Source organism: Achromobacter sp. GD03932, assembly GCF_029839485.1.
Lineage (GTDB): Bacteria > Pseudomonadota > Gammaproteobacteria > Burkholderiales > Burkholderiaceae_B > Achromobacter > Achromobacter bronchisepticus_A.
In genome coordinates this window covers 35,071-60,199 of record NZ_JAOCAT010000014.1, presented here as the reverse complement: position 1 = coordinate 60,199, position 25,129 = coordinate 35,071, and the positions used below count along the sequence as shown (strand labels likewise).

General features: G+C 65.0%; 23 protein-coding genes. 17 read left to right on the top strand and 6 right to left on the bottom strand.

Features of this window, described 5'->3' with window-relative positions:
* Positions 1 to 11 precede the first annotated feature (11 nt).
* The 17 genes from N5C88_RS14845 (at position 12) to N5C88_RS14765 (ending at position 18,671) form a co-directional block, all read left to right on the top strand.
* A complete protein-coding gene (locus N5C88_RS14845; RefSeq protein WP_280015614.1) occupies positions 12 to 1,586 on the top strand; it encodes a sensor domain-containing diguanylate cyclase in 1,575 nt (524 codons plus the stop codon).
* A gap of 288 nt (positions 1,587 to 1,874) precedes the next feature.
* The gene (locus N5C88_RS14840; RefSeq protein ID WP_223283278.1) at positions 1,875 to 2,645 is read left to right on the top strand and encodes an enoyl-CoA hydratase-related protein; all 771 of its coding nucleotides are present in this window, start codon (positions 1,875 to 1,877) and stop codon (positions 2,643 to 2,645) included.
* A gap of 10 nt (positions 2,646 to 2,655) precedes the next feature.
* Positions 2,656 to 3,816, top strand: coding sequence for an acyl-CoA dehydrogenase family protein (locus tag N5C88_RS14835; protein WP_059373877.1), 1,161 nt, complete (start codon positions 2,656 to 2,658; stop codon positions 3,814 to 3,816).
* Between the two features lies 1 nt (position 3,817).
* The gene (locus N5C88_RS14830; RefSeq protein WP_059373878.1) at positions 3,818 to 4,585 is read left to right on the top strand and encodes an SDR family NAD(P)-dependent oxidoreductase; all 768 of its coding nucleotides are present in this window, start codon (positions 3,818 to 3,820) and stop codon (positions 4,583 to 4,585) included.
* Between the two features lie 87 nt (positions 4,586 to 4,672).
* On the top strand, positions 4,673 to 5,941 hold the full coding sequence (locus N5C88_RS14825) for an ABC transporter substrate-binding protein (protein ID WP_187774078.1): 1,269 nt from the start codon (positions 4,673 to 4,675) through the stop codon (positions 5,939 to 5,941).
* A 14-nt stretch (positions 5,942 to 5,955) separates the two neighbouring features.
* On the top strand, positions 5,956 to 6,831 hold the full coding sequence (locus N5C88_RS14820) for a branched-chain amino acid ABC transporter permease (protein ID WP_118931520.1): 876 nt from the start codon (positions 5,956 to 5,958) through the stop codon (positions 6,829 to 6,831).
* Positions 6,831 to 7,859, top strand: a complete 1,029-nt coding sequence (locus tag N5C88_RS14815) for a branched-chain amino acid ABC transporter permease (protein ID WP_118931519.1) — start codon at positions 6,831 to 6,833, stop codon at positions 7,857 to 7,859. The genes N5C88_RS14820 and N5C88_RS14815 overlap by 1 nt, the downstream gene beginning before the upstream one ends.
* The gene (locus N5C88_RS14810) at positions 7,856 to 8,629 is read left to right on the top strand and encodes an ABC transporter ATP-binding protein (RefSeq protein ID WP_205736583.1); all 774 of its coding nucleotides are present in this window, start codon (positions 7,856 to 7,858) and stop codon (positions 8,627 to 8,629) included. Before N5C88_RS14815 ends, N5C88_RS14810 begins: the two co-directional genes overlap by 4 nt.
* Positions 8,622 to 9,323: an ABC transporter ATP-binding protein gene (locus tag N5C88_RS14805; RefSeq protein ID WP_059373883.1), complete on the top strand. Its 702-nt coding sequence runs from the start codon at positions 8,622 to 8,624 to the stop codon at positions 9,321 to 9,323. Before N5C88_RS14810 ends, N5C88_RS14805 begins: the two co-directional genes overlap by 8 nt.
* Positions 9,324 to 9,348: 25 nt before the next feature.
* Positions 9,349 to 10,032, top strand: coding sequence for a TetR/AcrR family transcriptional regulator (locus N5C88_RS14800; RefSeq protein ID WP_280015613.1), 684 nt, complete (start codon positions 9,349 to 9,351; stop codon positions 10,030 to 10,032).
* A gap of 64 nt (positions 10,033 to 10,096) precedes the next feature.
* Positions 10,097 to 11,758 carry an AMP-binding protein gene (locus N5C88_RS14795; RefSeq protein ID WP_251878942.1) on the top strand — a complete coding sequence of 554 codons (1,662 nt, stop codon included), beginning with the start codon at positions 10,097 to 10,099 and terminating at the stop codon, positions 11,756 to 11,758.
* Between the two features lie 33 nt (positions 11,759 to 11,791).
* A complete protein-coding gene (locus N5C88_RS14790; RefSeq protein WP_118931516.1) occupies positions 11,792 to 13,417 on the top strand; it encodes a class I adenylate-forming enzyme family protein in 1,626 nt (541 codons plus the stop codon).
* A gap of 61 nt (positions 13,418 to 13,478) precedes the next feature.
* Positions 13,479 to 13,919 carry a thioesterase family protein gene (locus N5C88_RS14785; RefSeq protein WP_347881398.1) on the top strand — a complete coding sequence of 147 codons (441 nt, stop codon included), beginning with the start codon at positions 13,479 to 13,481 and terminating at the stop codon, positions 13,917 to 13,919.
* A gap of 187 nt (positions 13,920 to 14,106) precedes the next feature.
* A complete protein-coding gene (locus tag N5C88_RS14780; RefSeq protein WP_280015612.1) occupies positions 14,107 to 15,090 on the top strand; it encodes a tripartite tricarboxylate transporter substrate-binding protein in 984 nt (327 codons plus the stop codon).
* 38 nt (positions 15,091 to 15,128) lie between these two features.
* On the top strand, positions 15,129 to 16,040 hold the full coding sequence (locus N5C88_RS14775) for a fumarylacetoacetate hydrolase family protein (RefSeq protein WP_118931513.1): 912 nt from the start codon (positions 15,129 to 15,131) through the stop codon (positions 16,038 to 16,040).
* 44 nt (positions 16,041 to 16,084) lie between these two features.
* Positions 16,085 to 17,287, top strand: coding sequence for an aspartate/tyrosine/aromatic aminotransferase (locus N5C88_RS14770; protein WP_280015611.1), 1,203 nt, complete (start codon positions 16,085 to 16,087; stop codon positions 17,285 to 17,287).
* Between the two features lie 52 nt (positions 17,288 to 17,339).
* Positions 17,340 to 18,671: an amidohydrolase gene (locus N5C88_RS14765; protein WP_280015610.1), complete on the top strand. Its 1,332-nt coding sequence runs from the start codon at positions 17,340 to 17,342 to the stop codon at positions 18,669 to 18,671.
* A 57-nt stretch (positions 18,672 to 18,728) separates the two neighbouring features.
* Here N5C88_RS14765 and N5C88_RS14760 read toward each other — a convergent pair whose 3' ends face one another.
* The 6 genes from N5C88_RS14760 to N5C88_RS14735 form a co-directional block, all read right to left on the bottom strand.
* Positions 18,729 to 19,514 carry a crotonase/enoyl-CoA hydratase family protein gene (locus N5C88_RS14760; protein WP_059373900.1) on the bottom strand — a complete coding sequence of 262 codons (786 nt, stop codon included), beginning with the start codon at positions 19,512 to 19,514 and terminating at the stop codon, positions 18,729 to 18,731.
* Between the two features lie 24 nt (positions 19,515 to 19,538).
* Positions 19,539 to 20,546, bottom strand: coding sequence for an acyl-CoA dehydrogenase family protein (locus N5C88_RS14755; RefSeq protein ID WP_280015609.1), 1,008 nt, complete (start codon positions 20,544 to 20,546; stop codon positions 19,539 to 19,541).
* A gap of 11 nt (positions 20,547 to 20,557) precedes the next feature.
* Positions 20,558 to 21,721 carry an acyl-CoA dehydrogenase family protein gene (locus tag N5C88_RS14750; RefSeq protein ID WP_280015608.1) on the bottom strand — a complete coding sequence of 388 codons (1,164 nt, stop codon included), beginning with the start codon at positions 21,719 to 21,721 and terminating at the stop codon, positions 20,558 to 20,560.
* Positions 21,718 to 22,965, bottom strand: coding sequence for a CoA transferase (locus N5C88_RS14745; RefSeq protein ID WP_280015607.1), 1,248 nt, complete (start codon positions 22,963 to 22,965; stop codon positions 21,718 to 21,720). The genes N5C88_RS14750 and N5C88_RS14745 overlap by 4 nt, the downstream gene beginning before the upstream one ends.
* The gene (locus tag N5C88_RS14740; protein WP_118931508.1) at positions 22,962 to 23,942 is read right to left on the bottom strand and encodes a tripartite tricarboxylate transporter substrate binding protein; all 981 of its coding nucleotides are present in this window, start codon (positions 23,940 to 23,942) and stop codon (positions 22,962 to 22,964) included. Before N5C88_RS14740 ends, N5C88_RS14745 begins: the two co-directional genes overlap by 4 nt.
* Before the next feature lie 176 nt (positions 23,943 to 24,118).
* Entirely contained in the window at positions 24,119 to 25,102 is a 984-nt protein-coding gene (locus N5C88_RS14735) for a tripartite tricarboxylate transporter substrate binding protein (protein WP_280015606.1), read from the bottom strand.
* Positions 25,103 to 25,129: the final 27 nt, after the last annotated feature.

Sequence of the window (25,129 nt, the reverse complement as noted above, 5' to 3'; positions counted from 1 at the left end):
GGAGCTCCGCATTGACCACTGCCGCGATGCCCAGACTGAAGCTGCGCCGCCTTGTCACCGTGCTGGCGCTCGCGAGCGGACTCATCGCCTTCGTCAACACGCTGTACGCGGCCTACCTGGTGCAGCGCGAGCAGCTGATCGCCAACACCCTCGAGGCCAACCGGGCCTACGCGATCAAGCTGGCGGAAGTCACCGACATCTACATCGAATCCATACAGCGGCAATTGCTCCTGTCCGCCGAGCGGGCGCCTGGCCTGCTGGGTTCGAAACCCGCCATGGAAGACGAGCTCGCGCGCCTGGTGCAGCAGACGGACGGCGTCATGACGGCCGCCATCGCAGACAGTAGCGGCACCATCCTCGCCACCGCTCCCGCCGACGCGGGCTTCGAAGGCAGGACGCTGGTACGCCAGCAACTGACCACAGGCGCCCAACATCTGAAGGGCCACATATCGACGCCCTACGTGGGCATGGAGGGCCGGCTGATACTGGCGTTCTCCGAACCTTTCCGTGATGCCAAGGGCAACCATGCCGGCACCATCCTCGCGGCCATCCACCTTCGGCAGGGCAACGAGTTCGACAAACTCGTGGGCGAGCACTTCTACCGCGACGGCTCCTACCTGTATGTCGTCGATGGCGACGGCACCATCATCTACCACAAGGACAAGGATCGCATCGGCACCAGCGAAAGAAGCAATGCCGTGGTCGAAGCCGTGCTGCGGGGCGAGACCGGTGCGATGCCCGTGGTCAACACCCGCGGCGCGCACCTGTTGGCCGGCTACGCCGCGCTCAAGAACGCCGGCTGGGGTGTCGTGGCGCAACGCCCGCTGGACGAAACGCTGCGCCCGCTGCAAAGCCTGACCAGCAGGATCGTGCTCTACGCCTTGCCGGTGGGGCTGATCATGTTCCTGGCCATCTACCTGCTCGGCCGCTGGATCTCGCGGCCGCTGGAGGAGCTGGCCCAGGTCATCGAACGGGATCAGCCCGGCGCGTCGGCTGGCGACCTGCACCGGATCAAGGGCTGGTACTACGAGGCGGCCCGCCTCCGGAACGCCGTGACGATGAGCCAAAGCTCCCAGACCCGGCGGCTCGATAAGCTGAACACGGACACCATCACCGATCCGATGACGGGCCTCTTCAACCGCAGGGGCCTGGCGCTGCAGATCGCCACGCTGCGCCAGACCCGGCAGCCTTTCGCGGCGCTCGCGCTAGACCTGGACCACTTCAAGCGCGTGAACGACACCTACGGCCACGCGGCCGGCGATCAGGTGCTGATCGCGCTGGCCGCCATCCTCAAGACCTGTGTGCGGGCAGAAGACGCGCCGTGTCGCGTCGGTGGCGAAGAGTTCCTGATCCTGATGCCCAACGCCTCGCGCGACACGGCGGAAAGGGTGGCCGGACGCATCCGGGCGGCGACGGCGGACCACACCATGCCGCAGGCGGTGGGACATGTCACGGTGTCCATCGGCATCGCGCTGTGGCCATCGGATGATGCCGACATCGACAAGGTCATGGCAAAGGCCGATGAGGCCTTGTACCGGGCGAAGCATGCGGGACGGAATCGCGTGGCGGTCTGGTCGGCCGCGTAAATCACGGAACAAGCGAATCAGGCGCTAAAAGCGCCGTGCCGGGCATACCGCAGCGGCAAGGAGACGTCTGGCCCGCGCCGGCGCGCCCCTAGGGAAAACACTCATCAAAAAAACAAAAATGAATAATGACTCATCGTTCATTTTTTGCCAGAATGAGTCAACCGCCTAACGGCTAGCCGCAACGCAGCGCGTGCGCCGGCTATTCCAGGCGCCCCCCCAAGCAAGAGACACCTGGCGTCTCCTGCTACTCCAAACGAGGTCTAGATGAACTTTGCTGAGTACAAGAGCTTGACGTTCGAACGCCGCAAGCGCGTCCTGGAAATCACGATGAACCGGCCCGAGAAGCTCAATGCGGTCGACGAGGCCATGCACGAAGAACTGGCCCGGGTCTTCGTCGATGTTTCCGCCGACCCGGAATGTGACGTCGTGATCCTGACGGGAGCGGGCCGGGCCTTTTCTTCTGGCGGCGATATGGCCTGGCTGCAGAAAATGATCGACCAGCCCGGCGCATTCGAAAAGACGGCCCGCGAAGGCAAGCAGATCGTGTTCTCGTTGCTGGATTGCGAAAAGCCCGTCATCGCGAAAGTGAATGGGCACGCGGCAGGACTTGGAGCCACGCTCGCGCTGTTCTGCGACGTGATCTTCGCCTCGGACGCCGCGAAGATCGGCGATCCGCACGTCAGTGTCGGCTACGTGGCCGGCGACGGCGGCGCCGTGATCTGGCCGCAGCTGATCGGCTATGCGCGCGCCAAGGAATACCTGATGACGGGCGACCTGATGACAGCGACCGAAGCGGCGCGTATCGGCCTGATCAATCACGTGGTGCCCGCGGCGGACCTGGAGCAACGCGTCGAACAGTTCGCCGACAGGCTGGCGGCGGGAGCGACCAAGGCCATCCGATGGACCAAGATGTCCGCAAACATCGGACTGAAGCAACTGGCGCACACGATCTTGGACGCCTCCTTGGCCTACGAGGCGCTCTCCAGTGCCACCCAGGACCATCAAGAAGCTGTAAACGCCTTCCGCGAGAAGCGCATCCCGGTCTTCTCTGGAAAGTAGAGAACCACTGATGAACTTCACGGAACCCGACCACATCCGGCAGTTGCGCGATACGCTCGAGCGGTTCGTCGAGAAGGAAATGCCGCGCGGCGCCGCCGCCGACTGGGACAAGCGCAACCACTTCCCGCGCGAGGTCTTCGACAAACTCGCGCGCCTCGGCGTCATGGGACTCACCGTACCCGAAGCGTATGGCGGCGCGGGCCGCGACATCCTCGCCACCATGGTTGTCATCGAAGAACTGTCCAGGCGCAGCCTGGCGGTATCGGTGCCCTACATCATGAGCGCCTGCTATGCGGGCATGAATCTGGTCGAATGCGCCACCGAGGCGCAGAAGACCGAACTTCTGCCCAAGGTCGTGGACGGTACCCTCGTCTTTGCCTACGGCTGGACGGAACCGGATGCCGGCGCCGACCTGGCCAGCGTCAAGACCCGCGCCGAACGTGTGGGGGACTCCGTGCGGATCAACGGCGCCAAGCGCTTCTGCTCGGGCGCGGCGATATCGGACTACATCTACGCGCTGGTGCGCTCCGGCAACGAGGGCGAGCGCTACAAGAATCTGTCCATGATCATGATCCCGCCCGACACCAAAGGCGTGACGATCACGCCCATCGAAGGGTTGGGCATGAAAGGAGCCGCGACCACGGACGTGATCTTCGAGGACGTGGAGGTGCCATTCGAGAATGTGATGGGCGGCGAGGCCGGCTGGAATAACGGCTGGCAGATGATCGTGGGTTCGGGACTGGACGTGGAAAAACTCGAAGTCGCCGCCATCGGCATCGGCGTCGCCCGGGCCGCGCTCGACGATGCATGGGCCTACGCGGGCGAACGCCAGCAATTCGGCAAGACCATCAACCACTACCAGTCCATTCAGCACAAGCTGGCCGACATGAAGACGCAACTGCACGCCGCGCGCCTCGTGCTCTACCACGCAGCCTGGATGGCCAACGAACACCAGCGCTGCGGGGTCGAAACATCCATGGCGAAGCTCTTTGCCACGGAAACCGCCCGCTCGGTCGCGCTGGAATGCCAGACCATCTTCGGCGCCTATGGCTACGTCAAGGATTTCGACGCGGAGCGCTACGTCCGGGACGCCCTGCTGCTGCCCATCATCGGCGGCTCCTCCGCGGTCCAGCGCAACAACATCTACAAGTGGTCCGGAGCCAATGCCTGACATGCCCTCAATTGACCTGACCGGGAAGAATGTGTTGGTAACCGGCGGCTCCAGCGGCATCGGAGCGGCGGTGGTCGATCTGTTCCTGGAACTCGGCGCGCAAGTGAGTTCGGCCGACCTCCAGCCGCTCGACGCCGTGGAACGGGACACCGTTACCCGGCTCCAGGCGGACGTCTGCGTGGAACAAGACTGCCTGCGCGCCACGGCGGAAGCCATGACCGCCATGGGAGCCATCGACGTGCTCGTGAATTGCGCCGGCATACCCGACACCTACACCCCGACCCTGGAGCAAAGCACGCAATCCTGGCAGCGGATCGTGGATGTAGACCTGACCGGCACCTACCTCATGTGCAAGGCCGTGGGCGCACACATGGCGCAACGCCGCTCTGGATCGATGATCAACATCTCGTCCATCGTCGGCCTGGGCGGCTTTCCCCGCCGCAACGCCTATGGCGCGTCCAAGGCTGGCGTAATCATGCTTACCAGATCGCTGGCCAGCGAGTGGGGCAGCCTGGGCATCCGCGTGAACTGCATCGCTCCCGGCTATATCCGCACGCCCTTGGTCGAGACCCTGATACGCGAAAACAAGGTGAACACCGGACAGATAGAACGGCGGACACCGCTGGCCCGCCTCGGCCATCCCAGGGAGATCGCGCATGCCGCGGCGTACCTGTCCTCGGAATGGTCATCCTTCATCACGGGGGCAACCCTGCCGGTGGATGGCGGCTGGTCCGCGTTTGGAGGCGCGGGCGACATCGGCATCGCATGACATAGGCCTGATTGATCTGAAGTTCCCTGGGGCGAGCCCCGCACAACAAAGCAGAACAATACAGAACAAAGCAAAGGAGACATGAACATGGATCGCAGAAACGTCCTCAAGATGCTGGGCGCCCTGGGCGGCGCAAGCGCAGCCGGCGCCGGCAGCCTGTGGAGCCGCACCGCATTCGCGCAAGCTAATTCGTCTATCAAGCTGGGCTTCATTTCATCGCTCTCCGGCGCCCAGGCGCCACTCGGGCAGCCCATGCTTCTGGGCGCGCAGATCGCCATTGACCAGGTCAACCAGGCGGGCGGCGTTCTCGGCAGGAAACTGGAGCTGGTCATCCGGGACGACAAGGCCAAACCGGCCGAGGCGACCGTCGCCGCGCGCGAGTTGGCGGGTTCCGGCGTGAACATGCTGTGCGGCGTGGTATCCAGTGCGGTCGCCCTAGCGATCGCCGCGGTCCTGGAACAGGAGAAAACACTGCTGATAACCTGCGCCGCGCACTCCGAAAAGCTCACCAAGGAGAGCTTTGTCCGAAACTATTTCCGTGTCACGGACAATCCCTACATGCGTCAGCGCGCCCTCGCCAAAATGGCCGCGCAACGCTATCCGGACGTCAATCGCTGGGGCGGCGTCATTCCCGATCATGAGTACGGCCGCACCACCTGGGGCTGTTTCGAAGACGGCCTGCGCGAGTTCTATCCAGCGCTTGCCCAGAAGCAACCCGCGATCGCCCCGCCGATCAAGACGCAGTACGGCGCCGCGGACTATCGCAACGCCATTACCGCCACCATGTCCGTCCCAGCCGAAGGCTTCATGATCTCCGTGTATGGCGGCGATGCCGTGACGCTGTACAAACAGGCCGAACCGTTCGGATTCTTCAAGAAGGCCAAGCTGATCGTGGATTCGGCCAACGAGCTGATCGTAGCCAAGGCCATGAAGCAAGATCTGCCGGACATGTGGGTGGGAACGCACTGGTACGCGGGTGCGTTCGAGGACATCCCGGTCAGCCGCGAACTCCAGGCGGAAGCCGTGCGCCGCGCCAAGGATCCCCTCACGCTGGGCTTTATTTCCGAGGGGCATGCCGCGGTGATGGCCTACGCTCGCGCGCTACAAGCGGCTGGCTCGGCCGATACCGGCGCGGTTCTGAACGCGCTTGAATCGGTCACGTTCGAAACCGCCACCGGTCCGCGCCGCTTCCGCAAGGAAGACCATCAGGCCATCAAGCCCGTTGTCATGTATCGCCTGCGCGGATCGGCCAAGGCAACGGACGGCTTCGAAATCGTCGACGTCATTCGCATCCCCGGCGAGGAGGTGATGGATCCGGCCACTCCCGGAAAGGCCTTGAGCTTGCGGACAGTCTGAAAGGACCGGGAATCATGGACCAATACGGTTTGATGACGCTCAACGGCCTGTCGTGGGGCATGACGGTCTTCCTGACCGCCGCCGGCCTGACGCTGGTTTTTGGCATCCTGCACGTCCTGAACTTCGCACATGGCGGCTTCGTCATGCTGGGGGCCTATCTGGCCTACAGCCTGCTGGCCAGGCTTGGAGAGCCGTCCTTCTGGGCTTTCATGCTCGCCACCATCGTGTGCGCCGTGGCGCTGGGCGTGCTGGGCGCCGCCGTGGACAAGCTGGTTTTCCAGCGGCTCAGAGGCGTTGGCGAATCCTATTCGTTGATCGCCACCTACGCGCTGCTGCTGCTCTGCCAGGGAGTTGTCAAGGTAGTCTGGGGCATCGACTTTCTGAGCGTGCCGCCTCCGCCGGTATTGCGCGGCGCCACCGAGATCGCCGGCATGCTGGCTCCCAACTTCGTCCTCTTCGTGATCGGCTGCGGCGTGCTCGCCTTCCTACTTCTCGACTATCTGGTGCATCGCACCGAGCTGGGAAAAACAGTCCAGTCGGTCGCGGTCGATCCCTGGATGGCCTCGTTGCTCGGCGTGAACGTGCGCCTGGTGCTGACAGGCACCGTGGTTGTGGGAATCGCGCTGGCTGGAGTCGCCGGCGCGCTGCTGTCCGTCAACCAAAGCCTGTCTCCCAACATGGGCAGCGCCCTGATCATTCAGGCCTTCGGCGTGATCATCGTCGGCGGCATGGGGAACATTCGCGGCGCCTTCCTGGCCGCCGTCCTCCTAGGCCTCATCACCGCGATAGGCGACCGCGTCTTCGCGGAAGTACCGGGGCTTTTCTTCTATGTCGCCCTCATTTCCATCTTGATGTGGCGTCCGCAAGGACTTTTGAAGGGGCTACGGTAATGAAGCAGCTTGCCAGCACAACAAGCCGGCGCTCGTTCGACCTCGCGGTTGCGGGGGTGGTGATCGGGCTGTTCGCCAGCGTCCCGTGGTGGGCGGACAAGGGATTGGTGTTTCTCGCGTCGGTGGTGTTGATCAACGCAACCTTCGCCTTGAGCTTCAACCTCGTTTTCGGCCTGACCGGCCTGGTCAGTTTCGGCCATGCGGCGTACTTCGCGGCAGGCGCCTACACCACCGGCCTGCTGCTGCAGAGCTACTCCCAGGTTCCCTTCCCCCTTGCCTGGCTGGCTGCGGGCATTGCGGGAGGGCTGGTCGCCGCGGCCGTCGCCGTCGTCGCCCTGCGCCGCGCGAGCGGCATCTACTTCGCCATCCTGACTCTCGCATTGGCGGAACTGGTGCACATCCTGATCTCGAAATCCGACCTCCTGGGCCGCGAGGATGGCATGACAGGCATCAAGCGGCCGGTGATGGACTTTGGCCTGTTCAGACTCGACCTCGCGCAAGGCAACAATCTCTACTACGTCACACTGGTCTGTGTCTCTTTCCTCGCGCTGATTCTGTACATTCTTTGGCACAACCGCTACGGCAGGCTGCTGGCGGCCATCCGCCAGGATGCCGAGCGAGTGCGCTTTCTTGGCATCAATGTCCACGCCATGCGATTCTCGGCCTTTGTGGCCAGCGGCGCCTTCGCCGGCCTGGCCGGCGGCCTGTACGCGCCGGCGGCCCAGCTGCTCACGCCGGAAATTGCGCACTGGGGATATTCCGCCCTGCCCATTCTGTTTTGCCTGGTGGGCGGAGTCGCCTACTTCTGGGGGCCCGTCGCCGGGGCGGTGATCTTCATCGGGCTCGAACACATGACCCGCAACATCGTCGGTCTTTCCGAAATCCTGATAGGCGCGGTGCTGTTGCTCGTGGTGCTGGCGTTCCCGGGCGGCGTCATCGGCGGCGCGCAGCGGCTGCTCGCGGCTGGCCGGCGCGGGACATCCGCCAACGGCAGCTCCGAATCGAAGATTCAAGGACAGACATCGTGACTACGCACATACTCGACGCGCGCGGGCTCTACAAGGCTTACGGCAGCATTTCTGTCCTGAAGGATGTGACACTGCGCATGCAACAGGGCGAAACGCACGTCGTCATCGGGCCCAATGGCGCGGGCAAGACCACCTTGTTCAAGACCTTGAGCGGCGAACTTCTGCCAGATGCGGGCGAAATCTCGATTGAGGGCATGAGGGTCGAAGGCATCGACGGATACCAACGCGTGCGCCTGGGCGTGGGGCGGACCTTCCAGGTCGCCCGCGTCTTCGGCGAAGACACCGTGCTGGACAACATGGTGGTCGCCATCGAGGCGAGCCGCCGCCATCAGGGTGCCGGTGGCGGCTTCAGCTTGCGGATAGCGCCCGCCGCCGATGTCTATGACGAAGCCCTGGACGCCCTGGAGAAAATGGGCCTGGCCTCACAGCGCAATCACGTCTCGGGGGTGCTGGCCTACGGCGATCGGAAGCGCCTGGAACTCGCGATGAGCCTTGCGCTGCGGCCCAAGCTACTGATGCTCGACGAGCCGATGGCCGGCATGTCTCCGCCAGACAGGGCGGCTGCGGTGAAAACCATTAAATCGGTGGTGCGGGAACGCGGAATCTCGGTCCTGCTAACCGAGCACGACATGGACGTCGTCTTTTCGCTGGCCGACCGCATCACCGTGCTGAACTACGGCGAGATCATTGCCAGCGGAACGCCCGAGGACGTGCGTTCCTCCCCCGAAGTCAGGGAAATCTACCTGGGCCATGAGGTGCAAAGTGCTTGAAGTGAAAAACCTGCGCGCACGCTACGGGGACAGCCTCGTTCTCGACGGCGTCGGCATCGAGGTCGCAGCCGGCCAGGGAGTCGCCCTGCTGGGCCGCAACGGCGCGGGCAAGACGACTTTGCTCAAGAGCATCGTGGGCGGCGGCCCTACCGTCGACGGCACGCTGCGATTCATGGGCGGCGACCTCAGGCAGATCGGCACGCATGCGCGCGCGCGTTCCGGGCTGGCGCTGGTACCGGAAGACCGCAGGATATTCAGCCACCTGACGGTGGAAGAAAATCTGCTGCTGGCGCGGCATGCCAGCGGTCCGCGAGGCACTCTCCCGCTACAGGAGGCCTACGGACTCTTTCCAGCGCTTGCCGAGCTGCGCACGCGCATGGGAAACCAACTCAGCGGCGGACAGCAGCAAATTCTGGCGGTCGCGCGAGCCTTGATGTCGCGACCGAAGTGCATGCTGCTGGACGAGCCCACGGAAGGCGTCGCCCCCTTGCTGGTCCAGCAAATGGCCGAGCAGGTTAATCGGGCCCGCCAGCAGCAAGGCGCCGCGCTGCTGCTGGCGGAACAGAACCTGTGGTTCTCGCGACGGTGTACCGACTACGTATTCGTGATAGATACTGGCAGAATCGTATTCGAGGGCGATTGGAATCACTTCGACGCCCACCCTGAAATTGCCGACCGCTATCTGGCGGTCTGAACTTTTCACACACTGATGATGCTCCATGACTGTACGCAACCCGAGTGAATCGGCATCGGCGCCTTCCGCGCCGCTTTCCGCCGGCCCCAAGAGCCGTCCCCGAAAAAAGCAAACCCGCGACGAACGGGCCGAAGAAACCAGGGCGGCTATCTTCAGCGCTGCGGCGCAGGTTGTTGGAAAACACGGCTACGGCGATGCTTCCATCAACCGCATTACCGAAGCCGCGGGAATCGCGCAAGGCACGTTCTATCTTTACTTCGAATCGCGCCAGGCGCTGTTCGACGAGCTCCTGCCCCATGTCGGCCAGGACATGTTGATCTTCATCCGCAACCAGGTGAAGGGCGCGGCGAACGTGCTGGACATGGAAGAAAGAGGATTCCGCGCGTTTTTTAAGTTTCTGCAGGAGCGTCCAGGATTCTTCCGTATCCTCAATGAGGCCGAAATCGCCGCGCCGGTCGCGTACCTGGCGCACTTCAAGCTGATCACGCAGCACTACGTCGAAGCCCTCTCCAGAGGAGTCCAGGCCGGAGAGATCGTCAACTATCGGGAACAGGAACTGGAAACCCTGGCCTACATGTTCATGGCGGCACGCAGCTATCTCTACCTGCGCTATGTCAAGGACGCGGAAGCGGCGGGCGACGCGGGCGCGACCCTGCCGGAGTCGGTGGTCGAAACCTATATGAAGCTGGTGCGTGGCGGCTTGACCTGAACACCCACGGCACGGCCCCGTCCACGCAGACGGGCGCCGGCGAAAAACGATGCGGGAGACAGAAATGCACACAGACGGGAGTGGCTGGCAGACACGACTCGGCCCGGACATGGCGGCTCGGTATGCGGGCGACGGACGATGGCAGAACATCCCCCTGGCGGAGAGCGCGGGCCAGTGCGCACGCGACTACCCGGACCGGACCGCCGTGGCGGACGATTCCGGCGGACTGACGTTTCAGCAGCTATGGAATCAAGCGCTGCGCCTCGCGGCGACGCTGCGCGACCATGGCCTGCAGCCTGGCAGCGTCGTCAGCTTCCAACTGCCGAACTGGCGCGAAACCCTGGTCATCAATCTGGCCTGCGCCATCGGCAGGTTCGTCTGCAATCCTATCGTCCCTATCTACCGCGACGCGGAACTCAGTTTCATCCTTGCCAATTCAAAGGCCAGGGTCCTGTTCATTCCCGATCGCTTCCGCAGCATCGACTACCTTGAAATGATCCAGCGGCTGCGCCCGAATCTGCCTCACCTGGAACACGTAGTCCTGGTTCGAGCCGAAGCGGACGGGGTCGCCTCGTATGCTTCCTGGGTAGACCGCCCCGCTCCCCTGGAACCATTCACCCGCGCCGATCCCGACGCCGTCAAACTCTTGCTGTACACCTCTGGCACCACCGGGAACCCCAAGGGCGTTCTGCATAGCCACAATACCCTCCGCGCCGAAGTCCAGGCCGTCACCGACTTCTGGGGGTTGTCCAGGGACGATGTGCTGCTCATGCCGTCTCCCGTTACCCATATCACGGGCTATCTGTATGCGCTGGAGCTGCCCTTTCTGCAAGGAACAAAAACGGTGCTGATGGAGCGCTGGGAGGCGAGCGCCGCGCTGGACGCAATCCAGCGGCACCAGGCGTCGTTCAGCATAGGCGCGACGCCCTTCCTGGTCGAGCTGGTGGCCGAAGTCGACCGGCGCGGCATCCAACTGCCCTCCCTGCGGCTCTATGGCAGCGGCGGCGCCCCCGTGCCGCCCGAGGTAGTCAAACGGGCCTATGCCGTATTGCCGAACTGCAAGACGTTCCGCATTTACGGAAGCAGCGAGGCGCCCACCATTTCGCTCGGCATCGCCCAGGGCGACCCTGCGGAGTGGGGCGCCAAGACCGACGGCCTGATTTTCAACCATGAAGTCCGCATCGTGGATCCGGCTAGCGGCGTGCCGCTCGCGACTGGCCTGGCCGGCGAAATCACGGCCCGAGGACCGGAAGTGATGCTGGGCTACACCGATCCGAGCGATACCGAAGCAGCCTTCGACGCGGACGGCTATTTCCACACTGGCGATCTCGGCTACATCGACGAGAACGGCTACATCACCGTCACCGGCCGCATGAAGGATCTGATCATCCGCGGAGGCGAGAATATCAGTCCCAAGGAGATCGAAGATCTCCTGCATCAGCATCCAGCCATCCAGGAGGCCGCGGTGGTCGCGTTTCCCCATGCCAGGATGGGAGAAACACCCTGCGCCTACGTGGTCCTGCGGCCCGGACGCGAATTGGATTTTCCCGGCCTGCTGGCCTATCTGGAAAGCGCCAGGCTGGCTCGCCAGAAATTCCCGGAACGCATGTTCGTGGTGGACGACCTGCCGCGTACCGCCACCGGCAAGGTACTCAAGCACGTCCTCAAAGCCCGGGCCACCACGGAAGACTGCCAGGATGCGCCCCGCCTGCTCGCGCAGGCATGATCCCATCGCTCAATCGCAGCAGAGGCAAAAATCATGGAATCCGAAGCGCCGCATGATGATTCGCTCCCGCCCTCGTGGGATGCAGTCTCCGGCAAAACCCTGAGACAACTGCTTGAACTGCGGGCCAGACAGCAGCCCCATCGGGTCGCGTTATCAGCGCAATCGATTCAGGGTTTTCGCGATCGTCTGACCTACGCGCAGCTAGCTCTTTTTTCACGCCGGATGGGGGGGTGGCTGCGCGCCATCGGCATCGAGTCCGGCGACCGGGTCGCCATTTACCTGGCGAACGACGCCGGACGGGAAGCCATCCTGACTGCGCTCGGCTGCTTCGCCATAGGCGCGGTTGCCGTGCCCATGAACACGCGCGCCGCCGACGACGATCTCGTCCACGCGCTGGACTTGGTGACCCCCGCTCTGGTGGTCTGCGGCACGGCGTCGGCCGCCCGTTTGCAACGCCTGACACGCACCAGGCAAGTGCATATCGACGCCCCCGCGAATGCCGCGAACGCATGGCAAGACCCTTTGCACGGCACGGACGCCGGTCTATCCGCGGCCGTCGGCCCGGATCCGGACTCGCCCGCATGCTTGCTCTTTACTTCGGGCACGACCTCCCGCTCCAAGGCCGTCATCCACAGCCATCGGAGCATGATCGCCGCCGGATTCGCCGTCGGTCAGGCGGTCGGGCTGGGCGCCGGCGACCTCTACCAGGGCGCCTTTCCATTCTTCACCAGTTCCTGCCTGAATCTTGGATGCATGTCCTCCTGGGTGCACGGCGCCGGCTTCGTCCTGGAGCATCTGCCCGGCAACGCTGACCGGTTGCGCCTGGCGGAATCCGAGCAATCCACCGTCTACCATGGCGTGCCCGCCGTGATCCAGTACATGCTGGACGAATGCGAACGCGGAACGTACGCCCTGGGGCGCCTGCGGCGGATCGCTTATGGCGGCGCGCCCATGCCCGTGGCCGCCATCGAACGCATAGCCCAGGCCTGGCCCTGGGTAGACCAGATGCAGATCTGGGGCATGACCGAAAGCGGACCTGCGGGCGCGAGCCTGCCGCCTCACTGGCTGCCCGCCAAGGCGGGAATGATCGGCGCCGCCATGCCCAACTGCGAATTGCGCGCGGTGGACGAGAACGGTCAAGCAGTCCCGCCGGGCGAGCCAGGCGAACTATGCTTTCGCGGCCCCAGCATGGCCCAAGGCTACTTCGAAAACCCGCAGGAAAGCGCAAACACCTTTCGCAACGGCTGGCTACACACCGGCGACATCGTGGTCCAGGACGAGGACGGGCTGTTCCGCTTCGTCGACCGCAGCAAGGACGTGATCAATCGCGGCGGCCTGAAAGTCTCGTCCGCCGCCATCGAAAACGCGCTGCAGCGCCTGCCGCAAATACAGGAAGTCGCGGTGATCCCCTTCCCTCATCCCAAGCTGGGCGAAGAAGCGGCGGCCTGCATCGTCTTCCGGCCCGGCGCGGCGCTGGATAGCGAGCGCCTTGAGGCGCACTGCGTCCAATGGCTGGCCGACTACGCAGTACCCAGGCACTGGTTCATCCTGGAATCACTGCCACGCAACCCCATGGGCAAGGTACTTAAACGAGACCTGCCCGCCCTGATCGCGCGACGCGCGCCCGCCACTGACGGCAGTCCCTGCGAGCCCCAATAGCGGCGCGCGGAATTCATCCTTCAACACACACTCTTTTAGTCTTCCTCACGTGCCACGCCTCTTGTTCGAACCCAGAAGCCACTACCCCTTCGCCACCGAGATCCAGATCTATGCCGGCCACATCAACTACGGGGGACACCTCGACCATGCCCAGTTGATCACTCTGGTCTCGGAGGCCAGGGTCAGGTTCATCAACTCGTTGGGCTATCAGGAACAAGACATCGAGGGGCATCATTTCGTCGTGGCGGACCTGGCCCTTCAATACAAGTCAGAAAGTCACCACGGAGAAGTCCTGCGCATCGAAATCGCCCCCGACAACTTCAACCAGTACGGCTTCGATCTGGAATTTCACCTGACGGAAAAGCGGAGCGGGCGCGCGGTCGCCACGGGGAAGGCCGGGCTCGTGTGCATCGACAATGCGACGCGCAAGGTTGCGCCAATCGCCAGTCTTGATGTGGACTGGGGCGCTGGCACCCGCCGCGACCAGCCCGTCTATCCCTAGTCCTGGTCCGTTGGCCGCCGCGGTGGCCATCGCCGAGCGGGACGGCAGACAGGTCGCCGCGGCGCCATTCCTATTTTTATAATTCCTATTGGCTTTCACCCGATGACAAATCTTCATTAGACGGTTTTCACCACGCGCCTACAATCCTCGCCAGGGTCAACTCAAATAAAAAGACCGTGGAGACAAGATGAAGACAGCCGTTCCCGGCGGGGCCGCCCTGATAACCCGACTCAAGTACCTGGCGTTGGCCGGCCTGTTCATGGCCGCCAGCGGCCACGCGCAGCAGCCTGCAAAGCTGGTCGTCGGCCTGCCGGCCGGCGGCTCGTTCGACACCATAGCCAGGATCGTGGCCGAGAAGCTTCCCAGTCATCTGGAGCGGCCGGTGGTGGTGGAGAACCGCCCCGGCGCGCAGACGCGCATCGCCATTCAGGCGGTCAAGGGCGCGGCGCCGGATGGCAACAGCCTGCTGGTGGCGCCAGGCGTGGCCATCTTCCTCTACCCGCACCTGTTCCGTCAGCTCGGCTACGCCCCTTTCACCGACCTCAAGCCGGTGACGCAGCTGGTGAGCTGGGACATCGTGCTTGCCGTCGCGGCCGACAGTCCCATCACCTCGTTCGAGGGATTCCGGACCTGGGCCAAACAGAATCCGGACCAGACGTTCTACGGCACATCCGGCACCGGCAGCCTGCAGCATTTCCTGGGCGTTTCGCTGGCCAGGCGCCTGGATACGCCGCTGGAGCACATCGCGTTCAAGGGCGGCAAGGATGCCGTCACCGCGCTGCTGGGCGGACACATCAATGCCATCGTGATGGACGCCGGCGAAGTCGTCCCCCTGGCGCAGGCTGGCAAGCTGCGCGTTCTGGCGACCTTCAGCGCGCAACGCGAACCAGCGCTGCCGCAAACCCCGACCATGCGCGAACTCGGGCTGGGCGAACTCGAGACCTCGGGCTGGGCCGGACTGTATGCGCCGGCCGGCACCCCTGAGCCGGCCGTCCGCAAGCTGAACACGGCGGTGAACGAGATCCTGGCCCTGCCTGACGTGGCCAAGCGAGTCGCCGAGCTGGGCATGCGGCCGGCCGGCGGCACACCGCAGGCCGTCGATGCGCTCGCGCGGGAGCAGTTCGACCAGTGGCGCGACACGGTGGCCCAGTCCGGCTTCGTCATCGACTGAGCGACGCCTCTCTTTCCCATCTCACCGGATCAGTATCCATGTTTGCATTGACCACTCTCGACGTCGCCTCCCGTCCTGTCGCCTGCCTGGAGATCGATGGCAGCCACTATCCCCTTGCCGCTTGCGCGAGGATCCTGGACCTGCCGGCGCTGGACGCGTCCGTCCGGGAACTCTTCGAGGACTGGCCGCGCTCGTTGGCATTGCTGGAGCAGGCGGCAGCCCGCCGCGCGGCGCTCGCCGGTCACGAAGTCGCCGGTCCGGTCCGCCATCTGGCGCCGCTGCAGTATCCAGGCAAGGTGCTGTGCGCGGGGGCCAACTACCATGACCATCTGGCGGAAATGAACGTGCCGAATGCCGCGGACAAATCCGCGCAGCGCCTGTTCTTCTTCTTCAAGCCGCCGCGCCAGGCCGTGGTCGGCGAGGGCGCAACGGTACACATGCCCATCGGTTGCGAACGCCTGGACTGGGAAATCGAACTGGCGCTGGTGATAGGCAAGACCGCCAGGAACCTGCGCCTGGAAGACGCGCTCGACCATGTGGCGGCGTATACGGTGGCCGTGGACATGTCGGCGCGCGATCTCAACAAGGCGCCCGACACCTTCTACAAGCTGGACTGGGTAGCCGGCAAGGCGCATGACACCAGTTGCCCCCTCGGCCCCAGGCTGGTGCCTGCGGCGTTCATCCGCGACCCCATGGATCTGAGATTGACGCTCAGCGTCAACGGCCAGTGCAAGCAAGACGCGCGCACCAGCGGCATGGTCTTCGATATCCGCGAGCAGCTGGTGACCCTGAGCCGCATCATGACGCTGGAGCCCGGCGATCTGGTCTTGACAGGTACGCCCGCCGGCGTGGGCGCGCCGCAAGGCACGTTCCTCAATGTCGGCGACGAAATCAGCGCAACGATCGAAGGCATCGGTACGCTGGCGGTGCAGATCCAAGCGCCACGCTGACATCCTGGCCCGCCGCGGCCGCATCTTCCTCATGAGGCAGCTCCATGCAGTCCCTTTTCTCCCCCCTGCCCGCTGCGGCCGGCGATACGATCTTCGCGCTGGTTGAAGCCTTCCAGAACGACCCGGCTCCGCACAAGGTGAGCCTCAGCATCGGCACCTACTTTGCCGAGGATGGCACCATCCCCGTGATGCGCGCCGTGCGCCAGGCGCGCGACATGCTCGTGCAGGCAGACAAGCCGCATCCGTACCTGCCCATTCCCGGATCGGCGCCGTACCGCAACGCCGCCAGAGAACTGGTCCTGGGCGCCGATGGCCCTGAACCTGAGCGCGTGGTGACGGCCCAAAGCGTCGGCGGCACCGGCGCCTTGAAGCTGGGCGCGGACTTGCTGCGCCAAATCCGCCCCGACGCGACGGTCTGGGTCAGCGATCCGACCTGGGAGAACCATGCCCAGATCTTTCGCCAGGCAGGCTTCACGGTGCATGAGTACCCTTACTACGACGCCGAAACTGCCACCGTGCGCTTCGCGCAGATGCATGACGCGTTGCAGGCACTGCCGGCCGGGTCCATCGTCGTGCTGCACGCCAGCTGCCACAACCCAACGGGCGTGGACCTGTCCGCGGATCAGTGGGAGGCACTGACCGAACTGTTTGTGCGCCAAGGCCTGATTCCCTTTTTCGACCTGGCGTACCAGGGGTTTGGACTAGGCCTGGACGCAGACGCCGGGCCCATCCGGGCGATGGCGCGTGCTGGCGTGGAATGTCTGGTCGCCAGCTCGTTCTCGAAGAACTTTTCCCTGTACGGCGAACGCTGCGGCGCCCTGAATATCGTATGCCGCGACAAAGCCGCCGCGGACCGCGCGCTGGGCCAGCTCAAGTTGCTGATACGCGGCAACTATTCCACGCCTCCTACGTTTGGCGCTGCCTTGGTCGCCGCCGTTCTGAGCGATCGCGCGTTGCGGCAGGTCTGGACCGAAGAACTGGAGCAGATGCGGACACGGCTCGTCAGCCTGCGCACCCGCCTGTCCGGCGCGCTGACGCAACTGACCGGCGCGCCCGAAACCTGGGACTACATCGAGCGGCAGCAAGGACTGTTCAGCTACATGCGGCTGAGCCCCCAGCAGGTCGAATCGCTGCGGCGCGAACATGCCGTGTATCTGCTGAAATCCGGCAGACTCTGCGTGGCCGGCCTGACCGACGGCAACATCGACTACGTCGCAGGCGCCATCGCGGCCTGCGCCCGGCGCTGAAAATTTCTCCCTGGCCCGCAGATCCGAGGCGACCCACTGATTGGAGCAAGGCATGCCCCTTCTCAACCGGCTTATGGCCGCGAGTTCCGGATTGATGCTGGGTCTGACCCTGGCTCCGTCCACGCCCGTGGCCGCCTCCGGCGCCGGCCTGCTGCAGGAAGCCCTGCAACGGGCGGACCAGACCGAACCTGAAGTGATCGCATGGAGACGCCACATACACCAGCATCCGGAGCTGTCGTACCAGGAGACGGAAACGGCGAAATACATCGCCGACGCCCTGCGCGCGATGCCGGGCATCACCGTCGAGACCGGCGTGGCGCGTACCGGCATCAAGGCTGTGCTCAAGGGCGGCAAGCCGGGGCCTGTAGTGGCATTGCGCGCCGACATGGACGCCCTGCCCGTCGAGGAACGCAATGACCTGCCGTTCCGCTCGCAGGCCAAGGCCGTCTGGCGCGGAGAGCAGGTATCGGTTTCCCACGCCTGCGGCCACGACACTCATGTCGCCATGCTGCTGGGCGCGGCCAAGGCCTTGTCGGCGATGCGGGAGGAACTGCCCGGCACGATCGTCTTCTTGTTCCAGCCCGCGGAAGAATGGGGACCCGACAAGGAACCCAGCGGCGCCAGGGCCATGATCGCGCAGGGCGTGCTGGAGAATCCCAAAGTGGACGTGGTCTTCGGCCAGCACATCGGCGCCGGCGCGCCCTCCGGCACCATCGCCTATCGCGCCGGCCCCACCATGGCCAGCGGCGACCGCTTCGAGATCTCGCTGCACGGCAAAGGCGGACACGGCGGCCGCCCATGGACCGCCAATCCCGCGCTCGTACCCGCGGCCGAACTGACATTGGCGTTGCAGGGCATCACCAGCAGAAAGGTGGATCAGTCTGACGGCGTCACCGTGCTGTCCATCGGCATGTTGCAAAGTGGCCGGCGCGCAAACATCCTGCCAGAAAGCGCCGAACTGGCAGGCACGGTACGCTCGCTATCGTCGCACAACCAACGCATCGTCCACGAGGCCATCCGCGCACGCGCCGAGCATATTGCGCTGGCCTACGGCCTGAACTCCAAGGTGAACATCTACACCGGCTACGAGGTCGTCGACAACGATAAATCCCTGACCGGCAGCCTGATACCAGCATGGCAGGCAGCGGCCGGCGCCGGCAAGACGGTTGAAATGCCGGCGCCGTCCACCGGCAGCGAGGACTTCGGCGCCTATGGTGTCAGTGGCAAGGTGCCCTCGGTCTTCTGGTTCATCAATGCCTCGCCGTTCGGCGACAAGAGCGGCGCGCCCAACCATTCGCCGGAGTTCGCCATCGACGAGAGCGCGCTGCGCGTGGGCGTGCGCGCGCTGGTGGCTTCCGCGCTGACGTATATGGACAAGCAGTAGGCAGCGAGGATCGGATCCGACGCTGCCGACGCGCCAACGCATCGGCAGCGCCGCCCTTCAGAACTTCGGCGCGCGCTTCTCGATGAATGCGGTGACCGCCTCGCGGTGTTCGGCGGTCTTGTGGGCCAGGGCCTGGTAACTGGCCGACAGCTCCAGCAAGGACGCCAGGCTGCTGTGCTGGCCTTCGCGCAGCAGGCGCTTGGTCATGCGCATGACGCCGCCGGGATTGGCGGCGATCTTCGCGGCCAGCGTCCTGGCGGTGGGCAGCAGATCCGCGGCTGGAACCACCCGGCTGACCAGGCCCCAGGCCAGCGCATCCTGCGCGCTGATGGCCTCGCCCGTGTAAGCCATTTCGCTGGCGCGGGCCATGCCCACCGCGCGCGGCAGCAGCCAGGCGCCGCCGTCGCCGGGCACGATGCCCACGCGCACGAAGCTCTCGGCAAACGTGGCCGTGTCGGCCGCGATGCGGATGTCGCACATGCAGGCGATGTCCAGGCCGGCGCCGATGGCCGGGCCATTGACCGCGCAGATGACGGGAACGTCCAGGCCATGCAGCGCAAGCGGAATACGCTGGATGCCCTGCCGGTACTCCTCGCAGATGCGCTCGGGAGTCAGCGCATCGTCGAAAAAGCGGCGCATGTCCTTGACGTTGCCGCCCGAGCTGAAGATCGGCCCGGCGGCGGTCAGGATCAGCACCTTCACGCCGGCGTCCTGGCGGATGTCCGCGCATAACTGCACAATCTCTTCGATGGCGGTGTTGCCGGTCAGCGCATTGCGTGTCTCCGGCTGATTCATGGTGGCGACGACAATGCCGCCGTCGCGCTCTATTTGCAGAAAAGCCATGCAAGTGTCTCCTGAAAGCCAGGCTTACGCCGGGACGTCGGTAATCGTGCGCACCAGGTCCAGGGTTGGCCCTGCGTGCGCGAACAGCGCCTCGCCCGCCACGTCCTGCCAGTAGGCCTCGCTGCCCGCGGTCTGACGCCAGGCATGCAAGCGGCGCGTGTAAAGCTGCAAGTCGTATTCTTCCGTGAAGCCGATCGCGCCATGTACGGCGTGCGCAAGCTCGGACACCACCAGTGCCGCCTCGCTGCAGCGCGCCTTGGCGACCGCCACCCGCAGCCGGTCCGGCGCCACGCCGCCGGCATGGCAGCCCAGCTGCGCCGCCATGCGCGCCGCGCAGACGTGCTCGCTCATGACGGCCAGCTGATGCTGGATGGCCTGGAACTTGCCGATGGGCCGGCCGAACTGCTGGCGCTCGTTGGCGTACTGCAGGGTGCGCTCCAGCACGCTGCCCAGCGCGCCCGCCATCTGCGGCGCGACCACGCAGGCCTGCACGGTGCGCACGTCGATAGCCGCATCCATCGGCGCCTGCGGCGCCGTCGCGACCTGCGCCGGCGTCCAGCGCATGGCGGCGTCCAATGCCAGCGCCTGCGGCTCCCTGTGCGCCTGCGCGGCGTCCAGCAGGCGCCAGACGTGGCCCGTCTGCACCAGCACGCTGTCAGCCACCGCGCCGCCGCGCACCAGCGCGCAATGCCAGGCGCCATCCGCTTGTTGCACGCCGCGCGCCAGGGCGATGCTGCCCGCCGGCCGCTGCCCCGCAGGTAGCAAGGCGCGCGCAATCATGGTCTCGCCCAGCAACAAGGGCAGCGCGTGGGCGCCGCATTGCTCCAACACGCCGAATACTTGGTCCAGGCTCAGCCCGGAGCCGCCCTCTTCCTCGCCGACCAGCGCGTCGGCCAGGCCAGCATCCTCCAGCTGTTGCCAGAGCCTGCCGGCGGCGTCGCCGCCTGCTTCGATATCGCGCACCGCCTGCGGCGTGCAATGGTCCGCCAGCACCTGGCGCGCGGCATCGGCGTACAGATCGTTGTCGCTCATGTCATGCTCCTTCAACGCAGGCCCAGGCCGCGCGCGATCATGCCGCGCAGAATCTCGCGGGTGCCGCCCCGCAGGGAAAACGAAGGCGAAGCCTCCGTCACGTATTTCAAGGTCATCAGCAATTCCACCGGAATGTCCTCGGCCTCGCGCGAATACAGGTCTTCCGCGATCCAGGCAGGGATCATCTGTTCCAGCGTGGTGCCCAGCTCCTTGACCAGCGCCGCCTCCACGATGGGGCTGGCGCCGCGCGTCAGCTTCTCCTGCACCGATACCGACATGGCCCGCAGCGGCGTCAGTTGGCCCAGCACCTTGCCGGCCAACCGCTGGCCCGAGGGCGTGCGATTGGCCGGCAGGCGCGCATAGTCCAGCCATTGATCGAACAGCACAATGCTGGAGTACAGCCGTTCCGGACCGCTGCGTTCGAACGCCAGCTCGGCGGTGACCTGTTCCCAGCCCTGCCCCTCGTCGCCCACCAGCGCATCAGCGTCCAGCTGCACGTTGTCGAAGAACACTTCGCAGAAGTGGCTGTCGCCCGACAAGTCCTCGATCGGCCGCACCGTCACGCCGGGCAGGGACAGGTCGACGATCACCTGCGACAAGCCCTTATGCCGGTCCTCCGGTCCGCCCGAGGTGCGCACCAGCGCGATCATGTATTGGCAGTGATGGGCATTGGTGGTCCAGATCTTCTGGCCGTTGAGCAACCAGCCGCGGTCGTTCGGCACCGCGCGCGTGCGCACGCTGGCCAGGTCCGAGCCCGAGTTGGGTTCGCTCATGCCTATGCAGAAGAACGACTCGCCGCGGCAGATGCGGGGAACGTGGAAGCGCTTCTGCGCTTCCGTGCCGTACTTGAGGATGAGCGGCGCGCTCTGCCGGTCGGCAATCCAGTGCGACCCGACAGGCGCGCCGGCATTAAGGAATTCTTCCACCAACACATAGCGCGCGAATGCGCTGCGTCCGCCGCCACCATACTCGCGCGGCAGGGTCAGGCCGATCCAGCCGCGTTCGCCCACGCGGCGGCTGAACGCGGTGTCGTAGCCGCCCCACGAACGCGCCCGGATATGCGCCGGCATGTCGCGCACCGCTTCCTGCAGGAAGGCGCGGACGGCGGGGCGCAGGGCCTCGTCTTCGGGAGGAATGCGCGTCAGCGGCAACGCCAGTGAATTCAGACTGCTCATTCCAGGACTCCATTGATTCGATGCGTGTGCAGGGTATCCGCGCTCAGGCCCAGCAGGCGGGCCAGGACAGCGTCGGTATGTTGGCCCAGCTGCGGCGGCGCGTGGCGGTAGCTGACCGGCGTATCCGACAGGCGGATGGGGCTGGCGACCAGCGGCACTTCGCCCGCCTGCGGGTGCGGCATGCTCATGCGCAGGCCGCGCGCCTGGACCTGCGGATCCTCGAACACGTCCGCGACGCTGTTGATGGGTCCGCAAGGCACGCCGTGCTGCTCCAGCAGCGCCACCCAGTCGCGCGTGCTGCGGGTGACGGTGATGGCGCGCAAGCCATCGATCAGTTCGTCGCGATGAGCGATCCGCGCCGCATTGCGCGCAAAGCGCTCGTCCTCGGCCCATTGCGGCCGCTCAATGGCGGCGCACAGCCGCGCGAACTGCCCATCGTTGCCGACGGCCAGGATCATGTGCCCGTCCGCCGTCGGAAAGTCTTGATACGGCAACGTATTCGGATGCGCATTGCCCATGCGGCGCGGCGCCTGCTGCCCATACAGATAGTTCATCGCCTGATTGCCCAGGCAGGCGACGCCCACGTCCAGCAAAGCCAGATCGATATGCTGGCCGCGCCCGGTGTGCGCGCGCGCCTGCAGCGCGGCCAGGATGGCGGTGCTGGCATACAGTCCCGTCAGGATGTCGGTCAGCGCCACGCCCACTTTCATGGGACCGCCTCCGGGCGTGCCATCGGGGTGGCCCGTGATGCTCATCAGGCCGCCCATGCCCTGGATCAGGAAGTCGTAGCCGGCCCGGTGCGCATACGGGCCATCCTGGCCAAAGCCGGTGACCGAGCAGTACACCAGCCTGGGATTCAGCTCGCTCAGCGAGGCATAGTCCAGGCCGTATTGCGCAAGCCCGCCGGTCTTGAAGTTCTCGATCAACACGTCGCATTGCTGCGCCAGCTGCCGCACCAATTCCTGCCCCTCGGGCTTGGTGAAATCGATGCTGACCGACTGCTTGTTGCGGTTGGCGCACATGTAGTAGGCGGACTCGCCCGTGGGCTGCCCCGCCGGATCGGTCACGTAAGGGGGCCCCCAGGCGCGGGTATCGTCACCCGTACCCGGCCGCTCCACCTTGATCACTTCCGCGCCCAGGTCGCCCAGCGTCTGAGCAGCCCAGGGGCCGGCCAGCACGCGCGACAGATCGAGCACCTTCACATTCTGCAGGGCTTGCGACGTCATGCTCGCCTCTTCCTTCATTGTTGGGGAACGTTCGCCTTCTTGACGATCCGCTGCCACAGCGCGATTTCCTTCTGCTGGAATTCGCGCATCTGCGCGGGTCCGCCCGTCATCGGCGTGGCGCCCAGGCGTTCATAGAAGGCACGGGTTTCGGGCATTTTGGATATGCGCGTGAACAGCTCGGCCAGGCGCCCGGTCTGTTCAGCCGGGGTCTTGGCGCTGACCATCGCGCCAACCCAGGTATAGGCTTCGAATCCTGGCAGGCCGGCCTCGGTCGCGGTCGGCACATCGGGTGAAGTCCCGACACGCTGGTCCGACGCCACCGCCACCACCTTCACGCGGCCGTCCTTGGCCAGTTCCTGCACCGCTGTCACCTCGGCGAACGTGTAGTCCACCGTGCCCCCGGCCACAGCCATGATGGCGTCGCCGGCGCCCTTGAACGGCACATGTACCGTCTTCAGGCCGGCGCTGTCGTTCAGTAATTCGCCCATCAGCTGATAGCCAGCCGAACCGGCGCCGAAGTTCACCTTGCCGGGATTGGCCTGGGCGTAGGCGATCAGATCCTTCAGGGTACCGTACGGCGCCTGCGGACTGACGGCCAGCATGGCGGGCGAACGCATCATCATGGTCAGCGGCGCGAAATCCTTGACCGGGTCGTACGGCAGCGCCTTGAACAGCGCCGCATTGACCGCCAGCGTCGAATTGCTGCCGATGAACACCGTGTAGCCATCCGCCGGCGCCGACAGCACGTTCTTCACCGCGATGAAACCATTGGCGCCCGGCTTGTTCTCCACCACCACCGGTTGCCCGGTCAGTTCCTGCAGCTGTCGGGCGAAATAGCGGGCCGACGTATCGGTGCCGCTGCCCGGGCCGAACGGCACGACGAACTTGATCGGCCGGGACGGGAAGGTCTCGGCGTGCGCGACGGGCTGATGGCCGGCGGCGCCGAGCAAGGCCACGGCCAACATGGCCGTCAGCATTTGTCTGCGGTGCTGCATGGAAGTCTCCTTTGCGTGGATGGCCGGCCGCTCTAGGCGGCGGTCCTGGCCGTATGGTCCAGCGGATGACTTTAGGCGTGCTTCGCAGGGCTGTCTAATATTAAGAATTTGAGAATTGATATCAAATGAATATCAGGGTCCACCGATATCCACCCGCCATCAAATAAGCCCGCTGATCAATGCGCCGCCACGCCCAACTCCTTGATCAGCCCCGGCACAACCGAATACTCCTCCCGATACTCCTTCAGGAACTCCTCTGGCGTATTGCCCACGGCGTCGAAGCCGATGTTCTCCAGATACTTGCCGAACTCTGGATCCCTCACCACCTGCTGGGCCGCCGCCGCAAGCTTCTGCACAACGTCCGCAGGCATGCCGGCAGGGCCGCTCAGGCCGACCCAGGCCTTGTTCTTGAATATGAAGGCGTCGTATCCCGCTTCGGCGAAGGTCTGGACCTCAGGCAACAGCGCCGAACGCCTGTCGCCGATGACGGCGATGGCCTTGACCTTGCCGTCCGCGATCATGGGCGCCGCAATGCTGGTAGACGTGAAGGTAAACGCCAGTTGTCCGCCCAGCAAATCGGTCATCGCCGGCGGCGAGCCCTTGTAGGGGACTTCGATGAACTTCACCGTAGACTGCCTGGCCAGGCTCTCCATGATCAGTTGCGGGTATGAGCCCGGGCCATATGACCCATAGGCCAGAGGGACCTGCGCCGCCTGGGCCTCCTTGACCGCCCCGGCCAGGTCGCCGGCCGGCATGGACTTGTTCGCGATGAGCACAGGACCTGATGCGGCAATCTTGCTGATCAACGTGAAGTCGCGCTGCGGGTCATAAGGCACCTTCATGGTCACGACCGAAGAAATGAGCGCGTCGCCCACGCTCAGCATCAAGGTGTAGCCGTCGGGCTTGGCCCGCGCGACTTCCGTAGCGCCGATGGTGCTGCCGGCGCCGGGTTTGTTTTCTATCACGATGGACGCGCCGAGCCGCGCGGACATGAGTTCGCCCAGCTTGCGTCCGATGGCGTCGATAGGCGCGCCGGCCGGCGAGGGAACGATCCAGCGGATGGGCCGGTTCGGATAGCCGGTTTGCGCCATGGCGGCGACGCTGGCCAGCGCCATGACGCCAGCCAGTCCGAATCCCAGTGTTTTTTTGATGGCAGCCATGTTGTCTCCTTCTTGCAGGATCAGGAA